A 12,522-nucleotide genomic window follows, 5' to 3' on the forward strand; every position below is an offset into this window, starting at 1 on the left:
GATCCGGCCCGGCGAGACGACCCCCGCCGCAGGTCCCGATACTCGGCCCCGCCCCGACGAGCCGACGAACCCCCAGGTTCCTCCGGTCGGCGCCGACCTCGCCACGCTGGCCGAGGCCTGCGGGGTGGCGACCGAGTACCGGGACGCCGAGGACCGTCTCGTGCGGGTCGCGCCCGACACCGTCCGCGCGGTGCTGCGCCTGCTCGGCGTGGATCCGACCGACCCCGCGGCCGCCCTCGCCGGCGTCGTCGACGTGCGGTGGCGCCGCCAGCTGCCGGCCTGTGCCGTCGTGTCCGCCGCGACGCCCCGACCGGTCGTGGTGCACCTGCCCGCCGGTGTCGACGCGCGGGCCGAGCTGGAACTCGACGGCGGCCGGCGCGTCGTGCTCGATCCGCCTGGACAACCCCGGGAACAGCGGGTGCTCGACGGCGAGACGTGGGCGGCCCGGCCGGTCGTCCTGCCCGCCGGGCTGCCCCTCGGGGACCATGAGCTGCGCGTCGACGCCGGCTCGCGAACGCTGCGCTGCCAGGTCGTGGCGGTCCCGGACGCGGTGCCCGGGCCGCCCGCGCTCGCCGGGTCACGGGCCTGGGGCTGGATGGTCCAGCTGTACGCGCTGCGCTCGGCGGCGAGCTGGGGCATGGGCGACTACACCGATCTCGCCGAGCTCGCAGCCTGGTCCGGTGGGGCGGGCGCCGACGTCCTGCTGGTGAACCCCCTGCATGCCGCCGCCCCGACGCTGCCGATGGCCTCGTCGCCCTACTCGCCGGTCAGCCGCCGTTTCGCCGCACCGCTGTACCTGCGCCCGGAGGCCACGCGGGAGTACGCGGACGCCGATGGGGCGACCCGCGCCGCCGTCGACGAGCTGGCCCGGCAGGCCCGCCGCGAGGCACGTCCGGGCGGCCTGCTCGACCGCGACGCCGTCTGGCGGTCGAAGGGCGCCGCGCTGGAGCTGCTGTTCGACGCCGATCGCGGGCGCCGCGCCACCGACACGGTCGACCCCACCGGCCCCACCGACACGGTCGGCCCCACCGACACGGTCGGCCCCTCCGACGCGGTGGACCCCTCCGACGCGGTGGACCCCTCCGATGCGGTCCAGGCCGCCGCGGGCGACGGCCCCGTTGGGATGGACCAGGATCTGGCGGACTTCGCGACCTGGTGCGCGCTCGCCGAGCGGCACGGGCCGGACTGGCGGCGCTGGCCCGCGGAGCTGGCCCGCCCCGACGCGCCGGCCGTGGCGGCCGCGCGTGTCGAGCTCGCCCACCGGATCGCCTTCCACGCCTGGCTGCAACGGCGTTGCGACGACCAGCTCGCCGCCGCGCAGGCCGCCGCCCGCGACGCCGGGATGGCGGCGGGGATCGTGCACGACCTGGCCGTCGGCGTCGATCCCGGCGGGGCGGACGCCTGGGCGCTGCGCGACGTGCTCGCCGTCGACGCGACCGTCGGCGCCCCGCCGGACACCTTCAACCAGCAGGGCCAGGACTGGGGCCTGCCGCCGTGGCGTCCGGCGGCGCTGGCCGACGCCGGGTACGCGCCGTTGCGCCAGATGGTCGCCGCCGTGCTGCGCCGCGGTGGCGGCCTGCGGGTCGACCACATCCTGGGGCTGTTCCGGCTGTGGTGGGTTCCGGCCGGCGCGGGCGCGGCGCACGGCACCTACGTGCGCTACGACGCCGAGGCGATGCTCGGCCTGGTCGCCCTGGAGGCCGCCCGGGCCGGCGCGCTCGTCGTCGGCGAGGACCTCGGCACCGTCGAGCCGTCCGTCGCGACGGCGCTGGCCCGCACCGGCGTCCTCGGCTCGGCGGTGCTGTGGTTCGAGAAGGACGCCGACGGCGCACCGCTGCCGCCCGAGCGGTACCGGGCGGCGACGATGGCCAGCATCACCACGCACGACCTGCCCACGGCGGCCGGCTACCTGGTCGGCGAACACGTGCGCCTGCGGGCGTCCCTGGGCGTGCTGGGCCGGTCCGAGCAGGCCGAGGCGGCCGCCTGGCTCGCCGAGCGGGACGCCCTGCTCGACCTGCTGCGCGCCGAGCACCTGCTGCCCGCCGCCCCGCCGCCGTCACCGGGCGCGCCGTCCGTCCCGAGTCCGTCGACCGTCGTGGAGCCGGGGAGCACGGCGAACGCGGTGATCGACGGAGTGCCGACCGCGGAGGTGGTGCTGGCGATGCACCGGCTGCTCGTCCGGTCGCCGTGCCGCATCGTGCTCGCGGCGCCCGGCGACGCGCTCGGCGACCGGCAGCAGCCGAACCTTCCCGGGACCATCGACGAGTACCCGAACTGGCGGCTGCCCGTGCGCGACGCGGACGGCGCCGAGATCACCCTGGAACGGCTGCGCGCCGACCCCGCCGTCGACCGCCTCGCCGCGCTGCTCGACCAGGTGCGCGACGCGCCCGCGGGCAAGCGGCCCATCTCACCTTCGGGCGAGGCCGGCAGCCACCCCTGACGCAGGACCCAGGACACACTTCCCGGTAACCTTCGCTCCGTGACTTCACGTCAACCGCGCTGGTCCCGCCGGCCGTCGCCCGCCGGTATGTCCCATCCGACACGGGGGGCGGCGGCCGGCCGCGCGTCGCGTCGAGGCGTCGCGGTGCGCCGGGTGCTGAGCGTCGCCGGCCTCGCCGTGTTCGCGCTGCCGGTGTTCGCCGCCACGGCGTCCGCCGGGGAGATCGGCAGCAAGTACAACCCGGACCCGCTGTCCGCGCTGCAGACCTGGGGTATCTACGGCGGCACGATCGTCGGCGGGTTTCTCGTCGCGATCCTGATCACGGCCGCGTCGAGCCGCCGTGGTGGCCCGCCGCGCTACCGCCCGGGTCAGCCGTGGGAGCACGACGAGGTCTGGGTCGGCACCCGCCCGGAGGAGCTCGAGGGCGAGCGGTCCGCCAAGGCGGTCCCGGGAGCGGGTGGCGCCAGTGGCAACTGGTGAGGCCTTCAGCGCGGAGCAGCTGGAGCGGCTGAACCGGGCGCTGGACCAGGCACAGAAGCACAGCGGCATCCCGTTCACGGTCCGGGTGGGCGCACTGCGCGGCGACGTGCGCCTCGCCGCCGAGCGCATCCTGTCGACGCTCGTCGACAACCCGGATCGCGACCCGGCCGTGCTGATCGTCGTCTCGCCCGGCCAGTGCTTCGTGCACGTGGCCACCACGCCGGCGGCCCGCAAGCGGGTCAGTAACCCGGCCGCCGGCCTCGCCGCGCTGACGATGACGTCCAGCTTCTCCCTCGGCGACCTGGTTGGCGGCCTGCTCACCGGCCTGCGCCAGCTCGGCGAGGCCGCCGGTCCCGCCGCGGCCGCCGTCGGAACCAGGTCCTCCACCACGGACTCCCACGCCACGCACCACTGACGTCCGGCCGTCTCCTGGTCCGTGCGGCAGCGACGTGGGCATGCACGGTTCCACCAGTGGTTGGCCCACCGCGATCGGGGCGCTGCGGCCTGTCGGCATTCTGCTTCCGCCGGCGAGTGAGCCGCAACGCTCTGCGATGATGAAGGGCTGGGCGCGGGGGGAGAGGAACCGCCCGGGGGCATCCTCGTCTCGTATGCTCCGGCCGATGTCGGGTGGGCCGAGTGGATCGCGTGGCAGATGGAGGAGCGCGCCGGTCTGCGGGTGATCGTCGAGGCGTGGGACGGCGTTGCGGGTTCCCGCTGGACCGCGACGGTCAACGAGCATCTGCCTCTGGTCAACCACGTGCTCGTGGTCGTTTCGCCGCACTACACGGAAGCCGGGGCGCAGCAGACCGTCTGGCAGGCGGCCTTCGACGCCGATCCCGGTGGGCGAGGTCCTGCCTGTCCTCGACGGACTGGACGAGGTACCGGCCGCCCAGCGGCCTGCCGCCGTGGCTGCTCTCGAGACGTGGCTGCGCGACACCGGTCCGCTGGTGGTGGGCGGTACGGCGGAGAGCCTGCGCGGGCCTGCCCATGATGGGGACACGCCCCCGGCGGTCCGGTCGGCGTCGGTGCCAGGCCCGGGTGCGCCGCGGCTGGCGGAACCGCGGCTGGCGGAACCGCGGCTGGCCGAACCGCGGCTGGCCGAGTTACCGCTGGTCGAGGTGCGCCCGGTGGAGCCGCGGCTGGTAGCCGAGTATGTGGCGCCAGGCAACGGGCCGGGTGCGTCGGATGTCCGTGCGGTGGTCGCCGACGTCCTGACCAGCTCGGCCGGCTCGGCAGCGGCCGAGGCGCTGCGGGAGCCCCTCGTCGTCGACCTGCTGCACACCGTCCAACGCGCCCGGTCCGCGCCGCGTTGCGACGCCGGACGGCGTGATGGTCGGGACGACGGGGAGACCGTGCGCTGGGCGTTGGACCTGGCGCCGCGCGACCGGGCCGGGGCCCCCGACGCCCCCGACTCCGCCGATGCGGTCCGTGCCCGGCTGGCCCGGCTCTACCTGCGCGTCGTCGTCGGATCGGCGGGCGACCGTCTCGATCAGGACCGGACGGCCGCTGGGGACGCGGAACGCCACCTGCGGGCCCTGGCGTTCCTGGCCGATCGGATGGCCGCGGAACGGGTCACCGGCCTGGGCTGGTGGGATCTGCACAGGGCGATGCCGAGGCCGTTGCAGACGCTGCCGTGGCTGGTAGGCGGTATCTGCGTCGGCATCGGCTTCGGCACGCAGCTGGGGCTCACCCTCGGCATCGTGTTCGGCCTCCTCGCGGGTCTCGTGTTCGAATGGCGACGTCGCCGGGACAGCACCCGCCCCGATAGCCGGGTACCGAGACACGTGCCGCTGCGCAGGCCGAGACCGCGCTTCGAACGAACGGCGAAGGCAGCGGGCCGCCCCGCCAACGGGGAGCGCGGAGCCGCCGGCCAGGACGACGACCCGCGGTGGTCGATGCGGCAGTGTCGCGGCTACGCGCTGTACCTCGCGGCGCCTCTGATCGCCGCCGTTCAGGCGTCCTACGAGGGCTATCTGTACGTCCTACTGCACGTCGCGCCGTCGTCCCTCGCGGTGGCCGCCGTCGCCGAGGGTGTGGCGGTGGTCGCGTTCACCCTCGGGTGCCCGTGGGGGCAGTTCGTGATCGCGCGGCACTGGCTGGCGTGGCGGCGCGGGCTGCCGCGGGACATCCTCGGGTTTCTCGACGATGCCTGCGAGCGGGGGGTCCTGCTCCGAGTGGGCGCCGTGTGGGAGTTCCGCCATCCCGCCGTCGCCGCCGTCCTGGTCGCCAGCGACCACTGGGACGGCGAGGGCGAAGGCTACAGACGGCGGGAAAGGTGAGGGCTGCCAGGCCGGCGCCGGTGGAGGAGTGGGCGGCGCCGGCCTGGAACGGGCGGGTCAGGACGCGGCGGCGGTGTCCTTGGCGCGGGCGGCGAGGGCGCGGACCAGGCCGTCGCGGCCCTCGAGGAGGGCTCGGCGCAGGGGCGGGTTCGGGTTCGCCTCGGCCAGGTAGGCGTCGACCTTCGCGACCGTCTCCGGTTCGATGACGGCGGCCGGGAACAGCATCTGGGTGATGGTCGAGGCGGTGTCGAAGCTGCGCGACGCCCAGATACCGGCGATCTCGGCGAAGTAGCGGTCGACGTACGGACGGGTCAGCTCCAGCTGGTCGGAGATCCAGAAGCCGCCCATCGTCGCCGCCGCCAGATGGTTCGACAGCTCGTCCGAGTCCATCACCGCGGACCACGCGGCGGCCTTCGCCTCGGCGGTCGGGCGGGCCGCGCGGGCGGTGGCCGCGCGCTTCTCGCCTGTCGCCGTGCGGTCGCGGGCGAGCTCGCCGTCGATCTCGGCGTCGCCGTACACGCCGCGGGCGACGAGCTGGGTGAGCAGCGTCCAGCGCAGCTCGGTGTCCAGCACCAGGCCCTCGATGACGTCGCCGCCCTCGAACAGCGCCCGCACGCGGGCCACCTGGTCGTCGTCCTCGGCCTGCGCGAACGAGGTGGTGTAGACGAGCTGCAGGTCGCTGCCGGGCGGGGCGGAGCGGGCCAGGGCCTCGGTGCGCTCCGTCAGCGCGCGCAGCGCCGCCTTGCGGTTGGCGGGGTCGCCGTAGGTGTCGACGGTGAGGTCGGCCTTGGCGAGCAGGGACTGCACGACGCCGATGTCGTCCTCGGCGGTCACCCCGGACAGCACGAGACGGACGTAGTCGCGGGCGGCGAGCTCCGCGTCGCGGGTCATGTCCCAGGCAGCGGCCCAGCACAGGGTGCGGGGCAGGCTCTGCGCGATCGCGCCGATGGAGTCGACCAGGGTGGCCAGGGAGCGCTCGTCGAGGCGGACCTTGGCGAACGTCAGGTCGTCGTCGTTGAGCAGGATCAGGTCCGGCTGGCGGGCGCCGACGAGCTTGGGCACCTCGGTCAGCTCACCGGTGACGTCCAGCTCGACCCGCTCGCGGCGGACCAGCGCGCCGCGCGCGTCCCGGTCGTACAGGCCGATCGCGAGCCGGTGCGGGCGCAGGGTGTGTGACGCGGTCGGCGGCGAGCTCGCCGGCTCCTGCACCACGTCGAACGCCGTGAACAGCCCGGAGGAGTCGGTGAAGAAACGCGGGCGCAGCGTGTTGACGCCGGTCGTCTCCAGCCATTCGGCGGACCAGGCGGTCAGGTCGCGGCCGGAGGCGTTCTCCAGCTCGTCGAGCAGGTCCCGCAGCGAGGTGTTCGCGTACTCGTAACGGCGGAAATAGCTGCGCAGGCCGGAGAGGAACTCCTCCTGACCGACCCATGCCACCAGCTGCTTGAGCACCGAGGCGCCCTTCGCGTAGGTGATGCCGTCGAAGTTCGTCCGTACCGCGTCCATGTCGGGCGCGTCGGCGACGATCGGGTGGGTCGACGAGAGCTGGTCCTGCCGGTACGCCCAGCCCTTCTCGGCGTTCGCGAACGTGGTCCAGCCGTTGGTGAAGCGGGTCGAGCTGACCTGCGCCAGGACCGACATGTAGGTGGCGAACGACTCGTTGAGCCACAGGTCGTCCCACCAGCGCATGGTGACCAGGTCGCCGAACCACATGTGCGCCATCTCGTGCAGGATCGTCTCGGCGCGGCGCTCGCGGCGGGCCTCGGTCACCTTCGCCCGGAAGACGTACTCCTCCAGGAACGTGACGCAGCCGGCGTTCTCCATCGCCCCGGCGTTGAACTCCGGCACGAACAGCTGGTCGTACTTGCCGAACGGGTACCGGTAGTCGAACACCCGGTGATAGAAGTCGAACCCGGCCCTGGTGATCTCGAAGATCTCGCCCGGATCGAGGAACTCGGCGAGCGAGCGGCGGCAGAACAACCCGAGGTCGATACCGTCATGCTGGTCGCGCACCTCGTGGTACGGGCCGGCGACCAGGGCGGTGATGTAGGTCGACATCACCGGCGTGGTCAGGAAGCGGATGACGCGCACGCCGATCGCGGCCTCCGCCTGCGCCGCGACCGCACCGTTGGAAATCGCCGACCACTCGGCCGGCACCGTCACCGAGAGGGTGAACGCGGCCTTCAGGTCGGGCTGGTCGAAACACGCGTACATGCGGTGCGCGTCGTACGTCTCGAACTGCGTGTAGAGGTACACGGCGTCGTCGACGGGGTCGACGAAACGGTGCAGGCCCTCACCGGTGCGGGAGTAGACGCCGTCGCCGACGACGGTCAGCCGGTTGGACTCGGCCAGCCCGTCGAGCCGGATCCGCTCGCCGTCGAACACGGCGGCCGGGTCGAGCGCTCGGCCGTTGAGCACGACCTCGTCGACGCGGGCCGCGGCGAGCTCGATGAACGTCGACGCCCCCGGCTCGGTGCAGGTGAAGGTGACCGCCGTGGAGGTGCGGAAGTTCACCGGACCGGTGGTCAGGTCGAGGTCGACGTCGTAGGACGCCACGTTGAGCAGGCGGGCGCGTTCGCGCGCCTCGTCGCGGGTGAGGTTGTTGGGCACCCGGATCCTCTCGAAAGGCACGGACTTCTGCGATGGCACGTGCTCCGCGCTGCGTGCGGTGGCACGTGGTTATTGCGGTGGGCGCGGGCCCAGTCTCGCACGCCGGGAGGGGTTTCGGACATCGTCGACGGGCGTGGTCCGCGGTGGCCGCGGGCATCGCGGCGCGCCGGGCGGACGACGGATTGCACCAGTTCGCCTGGGGTCACTCCGCCATCCGGGAAGCCGGTACGGCACGATGACGACATGTCCCGCGCGCCGGGCGGCGCGGTCCGCGAGCGGGGTGGGAACCTCAGGAGGAGGCACGGGTGAGGCGGGTCGCCGGGCTGGGCCGTGTGGGCACGTCACGGCGTGCCCCCGGGCCGGCCAGCCCCGACGTGCCGCCGAGGGAACGCGCCGCGGCGGCCCCCGGCCCGCCGGCCACGCCCGGCCCGCCGACCAGCGGCGGCCCGCCGGACCCGGCGGACCCGGCGGACTCGTCGGCGGCGCCGCACCGGCCAGGCGGCGCGGCGGGCGAGACATCGGCCGGCGGCGGCCGGCAGGCCGGCATCCTCCCGCGGTGGCTGCGGGTGTCCCTCGCCGAGCGGACGGCCGGGCGGCGGGACCCGGCGGATCCCGCGGTGGGCGACGAGGACGGCGGCGACGGGGGGCGCCTGTCGTCGGCGAGCCGGGCCGAGGAGCACATCCCGGTGGCGCTGCGGGTGTCGGCGGGCTGGTCGTGGCGCCTGATCCTCACCGGCGCGGCGATCTACATCCTGCTCATGGCGGTCGGCCGGGTCCGGGTGGTGGTCATCCCGATCATCGCCGGCCTGCTCATCGCGGCGCTGATCCATCCGCTGGTGGTCCGGTTCCAGCGGATGGGCGTGCCCCGGCTGGGGGCCGCGTTCGCCGCGCTGTTCGTGTTCCTGGTGGTGGTCGCGGGGGCGGCGGTCGCGGTCGGCTTCAACGCCGCCGACGAGCTTCCGACGGTCACCGACCAGGTCAGCGAGGGTGTCGAGCAGGTCCGCGGCTACCTCACCAACGGCCCGTTCCATCTGTCGCAGAGCCAGCTCGACGATCTGGTCGACGACATCCGCCGCAATCTGGCGAACAACCGCGGCCGGGTCGTCTCCGGGGTGATCTCGGGGGCGTCGGTCGCCGCGGAGGTCATCACCGGACTGCTCGTCGCGCTGTTCTCGTCCTTCTTCTTCCTCTACGACGGCGAGCGGATCTGGAACTGGATCGTCACCCGTTTTCCCGACGGCGCGGAGGAGCGGGTGCGCGGCGCGGGCCGGGAGGCCTGGTTCACCATCACCGGGTACGTCCGGGGGACGGTGTTCGTCGCCGCGGTCGACGCCTTCAGCATCGGGATGGGGCTGCTGGGCGTCGGCGTCCCGCTCGTCGCGCCGCTGGCGCTGCTGACGTTCTTCGGCGGGTTCGTGCCGATCATCGGCGCGACCGTCGCCGGGATCGCGGCCGTCCTGGTCACCCTGGTCTCGGGCGGGGTGACCGACGCGCTGATCATCCTGGGGGTCGTGCTCGCGGTGCAGCAGATCGAGGGGCACCTGCTGCAGCCGATCGTCATGCGCCGGGCGGTGCGGCTGCATCCGCTCGCGATCGTGATCTCGCTGTCCGCCGGCGGCGTGCTCGCCGGGATCCCCGGGGCGATCGCCGCCGTGCCGTTCGTCGCCGTCGTCAACCGCGTCGCCAGCTATCTCGCCGCGACCGGGAAGTCCGCGCGGCCCGACCGGGTTGACCCCGACGACGAAGGCTCGCCCACCCCCGAGGAGGCCCGCGCATGACCGCCGAGACCGTGTCGCCCGCCGAGACCGTGTCGCCCGCCGAGACCGTGTCGCCTGAGAGCGCCGCGTCCCCCGCCGGCACCGTCGCCGCCGACATGTGGTTCGACCCGACGTGTCCCTGGGCGTGGCTGACGTCACGGTGGCTGCTGGAGGTGGAGAAGGTCCGCCCGGTGCGGGTGCGCTGGCACGTGATGAGCCTCGGCGTCCTCAACGAGGGGCGCGACCTGCCCGAGGAGTACAAGGCGCTGCTGACGCAGGCCTGGGGGCCGGTGCGGGTGTGCATCGCCGCCGCGGCCCGCCACGGCGACGCCGTGCTCCTGCCGCTCTACACCGCGCTCGGCCGCCGCCGGCACCTGGAGAAGGCGGAGTGGAACGCCGAGACGTTCGCCGCGGCGCTCACCGAGGCCGGTGCGGACCCGGCGCTCGCCACGGCCGCCACGTCCACCGAGTGGGACGAGGCACTGCGCGCCAGCCACGCCGACGGCATCAACCGGGTGGGCATGGACGTCGGAACGCCGGTCATCGCCGTCGGTGAGAACGCCTTCTTCGGCCCGGTGGTCACGCCGGCACCCAAGGGCGAGGACGCGGGCCGGCTGTGGGACGGCGTCCTGCTGGTCGCCGGCACCCCGGGCTTCTTCGAGCTCAAGCGCACCCGGGACCAGGACCCGATCTTCACGTGATCCGGCATGATGACGCATCATGCGCGTCCATCTAGGTTCTGATCATGCCGGCTTCCACCTCAAGGCGGCGCTCGCCGAGCGCCTGGTGGAGCTCGGGCATGCGCCCGTCGACCACGGCCCGGTCGAGTACGACCCCGACGACGACTACCCGCCCTTCGTGCTCGCCGCCGCCCGGGCCACCGCGGCCGAGCCGGACAGCTTCGGCATCGTGATCGGCGGGTCCGGCAACGGCGAGGCGATCGCGGCGAACAAGGTCGTCGGCGTGCGGGCGGTGCTGGTCTGGAGCGAGCAGACCGCGACACTCGCCCGCCAGCACAACGACGCCAACGTGCTCAGCCTCGGCGCGCGGATGCACACCGTGCCCGAGGCGCTCGCGTTCGCCGAGGTCTTCCTCGCGACGCCGTTCAGCGGTGAGCAGCGGCACGTGCGCCGGCTGCGGATGCTGGCGAGCTACGAGCGCACGGGCGAGGTCCCCGCGGCGCCGGGCGCCGCCTCGACAGCATCCTGATCCTGCTGGTCCTGGTTCTGCTGGTTCTGCCAGGCGCGGCCGTCGGGCCGCCGCGGGCGCCGGGCGCCGCCCCGCCGCGGGCGGCCGGCGCCCGCACGCGCCCCGTCGCCGTCCGCGGGCCGCGGCGCGGGGTGAGGGCCGCGGCGCAGCACGACGGTCCGCTCGGCGTCGGCGAGGTCGGCCTCGGTAGGGCGGTCGACGTCACGCGCCCGCATCGCACTCGTCGGTGGCAGTCGGGAACGCCCGGCGCCGATGAGGCCGCGCAACTGGCCGTCGACGTCCCCGCCCGGCGCCGGCCGCGGCCGGGCGGGACGGTCGGTCGGGACCATGCGAACATTCCTCCGCCCGCCGACCGTGTGCACTGGGACCAGGCGATCAGCCGCCGGTCGGCCTGATGATCGTAACTCTCCGCGGAGGTCGCCGCGACCGACCGGGGGCGCATATCCGTGGCCTGACGCGGATCGCTCGTGCGGCGCCCCGAGCGGACGGCCGATGCCGTGACCGACGTGCATGAGGGGATTCGGCGTTCGGCCGCACGTGCGGCCGGCGCCGCCGAAATACGCCCAGCCCTCTCCTCCCTTTGATCGCATTCTCTGTTGGGTGTCCGGTGTCTTTTTGTCGTGACCTTCGAGGGATGTCGGTCGCCGACTCGGCGCTGTTTGGTCGCTTTACGTAGGGGAGGCTTTCGTGCTTCCCGTGTCCACGTGTCGGACCCGCTGCGCCATCTGTCCCGCGGTGTCCGTATGCTGGTCGCCACAGAGAGATCCGCCGATAACCCAATGTATGGCCTGTTAGTGCCTGTCCGGGAAGTAAGAGGAACGAGGGTCGGATGCAGACTCGGGTGCGCATACATTGACACTCGTCGTCAATCACTCGAAACTGCATGCTGATCTCGATCGGCTGTCACCAATCGCGACGCCCTGGCCGGCGTCTGTCACCGGTTCCGCCGTCGAAGCCTAGGAGTTGACCCTTGGACAGCGTGCCCGTGAGCGTCATCATCCCGGCCTACAACGAGGCGATGCGTCTACCCGGTTCGCTTCCGCCTCTGGTGTCGGCCCTGCGCCGGATTCCCGGCGCCGAGGTGATCGTGGTCGATGACGGCAGCACGGACGGGACCGCCGCGGTCGCCGAGGAGTACCTGACGGGGCTGCGCGGCGGGCACGTGATGCGGCTGCCGTGGAACTCGGGCAAGGGCGCGGCGGTGCGCGCCGGCGTGTCGATGGCCCGCGGGGAGTCGATCGTCTTCCTCGACGCGGACGGCGCCTCCGACCTGAGTGACCTCCCGTTGCTGCTCGCCGCGCTGGAGCACGCCGAGGTCGCGCTTGGCTCGCGGCGCATCGGCGGCGGCGCGGTCCGCTCCAACGGCCGCCGGGTCGGCAGCTGGGCCTTCAACCAGATCACCCGGTCGCTGGCCAGCCTGGACGTCGCCGACACCCAGTGCGGCTTCAAGGCGTTCCGCGGCCCGGAGGCGAAGCTGCTGTTCAGCCTCGCCCGCTCGTCCGGCTTCGGGTTCGACGTCGAGGTGCTCTCCATCGCCCGCTCGATCGGCTATCGGATCGCCGAGGTGCCGATTCGCTGGGCCGAGGTTCCCGGCGGGACGTTCCGGGTCACCCGGCACACTCCCGCGATGATCGTCGACGTGGTGCGGGCCCGCCGCTACCTGGGACGGGCCGCGCCCGGTCTGGTCATCGCGCCGAGGTCCGCGACCTCCGACGGCCCGCCGCCCCCGCCGCCCACCGTCCCGGGGTCC

10 protein-coding genes and 1 pseudogene are annotated in these 12,522 nt (G+C 73.9%); 9 read left to right on the forward strand and 2 right to left on the reverse strand.

Annotated features, from left to right (window positions below; translation table 11 throughout):
* Positions 1 to 106 precede the first annotated feature (106 nt).
* The 5 genes and pseudogenes from C1A33_RS10900 to C1A33_RS36495 all read left to right on the forward strand — a co-directional run bounded on the left by C1A33_RS10900 (position 107) and on the right by C1A33_RS36495 (position 5,199).
* Entirely contained in the window at positions 107 to 2,440 is a 2,334-nt protein-coding gene (locus C1A33_RS10900; RefSeq protein WP_423748060.1) for a 4-alpha-glucanotransferase, read from the forward strand.
* A 144-nt stretch (positions 2,441 to 2,584) separates the two neighbouring features.
* Positions 2,585 to 2,920: a hypothetical protein gene (locus C1A33_RS10905; protein WP_243407415.1), complete on the forward strand. Its 336-nt coding sequence runs from the start codon at positions 2,585 to 2,587 to the stop codon at positions 2,918 to 2,920.
* Positions 2,907 to 3,335: a DUF5130 family protein gene (locus C1A33_RS10910; RefSeq protein ID WP_101831400.1), complete on the forward strand. Its 429-nt coding sequence runs from the start codon at positions 2,907 to 2,909 to the stop codon at positions 3,333 to 3,335. The genes C1A33_RS10905 and C1A33_RS10910 overlap by 14 nt, the downstream gene beginning before the upstream one ends.
* Positions 3,336 to 3,572: 237 nt before the next feature.
* A pseudogene (locus C1A33_RS36490) lies at positions 3,573 to 3,722 on the forward strand (hypothetical protein); the annotation flags it as partial.
* 37 nt (positions 3,723 to 3,759) lie between these two features.
* Positions 3,760 to 5,199 carry a hypothetical protein gene (locus C1A33_RS36495; protein ID WP_243407418.1) on the forward strand — a complete coding sequence of 480 codons (1,440 nt, stop codon included), beginning with the start codon at positions 3,760 to 3,762 and terminating at the stop codon, positions 5,197 to 5,199.
* A gap of 57 nt (positions 5,200 to 5,256) precedes the next feature.
* Here the strand turns inward: C1A33_RS36495 and pepN are convergent, their stop codons facing one another.
* Entirely contained in the window at positions 5,257 to 7,806 is a 2,550-nt protein-coding gene (gene pepN / locus C1A33_RS10925; RefSeq protein ID WP_101831403.1) for an aminopeptidase N, read from the reverse strand.
* Between the two features lie 305 nt (positions 7,807 to 8,111).
* On the opposite strand from pepN, the gene C1A33_RS10930 reads away from it, so the two are divergent.
* Genes C1A33_RS10930 through C1A33_RS10940 form a run of 3 tightly spaced genes read left to right on the forward strand, consistent with a single transcriptional unit; the run spans position 8,112 to position 10,772 of the window.
* The gene (locus C1A33_RS10930; RefSeq protein ID WP_423748059.1) at positions 8,112 to 9,584 is read left to right on the forward strand and encodes an AI-2E family transporter; all 1,473 of its coding nucleotides are present in this window, start codon (positions 8,112 to 8,114) and stop codon (positions 9,582 to 9,584) included.
* A complete protein-coding gene (locus C1A33_RS10935; protein ID WP_101831404.1) occupies positions 9,581 to 10,264 on the forward strand; it encodes a mycothiol-dependent nitroreductase Rv2466c family protein in 684 nt (227 codons plus the stop codon). The genes C1A33_RS10930 and C1A33_RS10935 overlap by 4 nt, the downstream gene beginning before the upstream one ends.
* A 19-nt stretch (positions 10,265 to 10,283) precedes the next feature.
* Positions 10,284 to 10,772: a ribose-5-phosphate isomerase gene (locus C1A33_RS10940; RefSeq protein ID WP_101831405.1), complete on the forward strand. Its 489-nt coding sequence runs from the start codon at positions 10,284 to 10,286 to the stop codon at positions 10,770 to 10,772.
* On the opposite strand, the gene C1A33_RS10945 is transcribed toward C1A33_RS10940, so the two are convergent.
* Positions 10,715 to 11,101 carry a hypothetical protein gene (locus tag C1A33_RS10945; protein WP_101831406.1) on the reverse strand — a complete coding sequence of 129 codons (387 nt, stop codon included), beginning with the start codon at positions 11,099 to 11,101 and terminating at the stop codon, positions 10,715 to 10,717. The genes C1A33_RS10940 and C1A33_RS10945 overlap by 58 nt on opposite strands.
* Positions 11,102 to 11,742: 641 nt before the next feature.
* On the opposite strand from C1A33_RS10945, the gene C1A33_RS10950 reads away from it, so the two are divergent.
* Positions 11,743 to 12,522, forward strand: a 780-nt coding sequence (locus C1A33_RS10950) for a glycosyltransferase (protein WP_101831409.1), incomplete at its 3' end; no start/stop codon positions are given.

The sequence above is a fragment of the Frankia canadensis genome, assembly GCF_900197875.1.
GTDB lineage: Bacteria > Actinomycetota > Actinomycetes > Frankiales > Frankiaceae > Frankia > Frankia canadensis.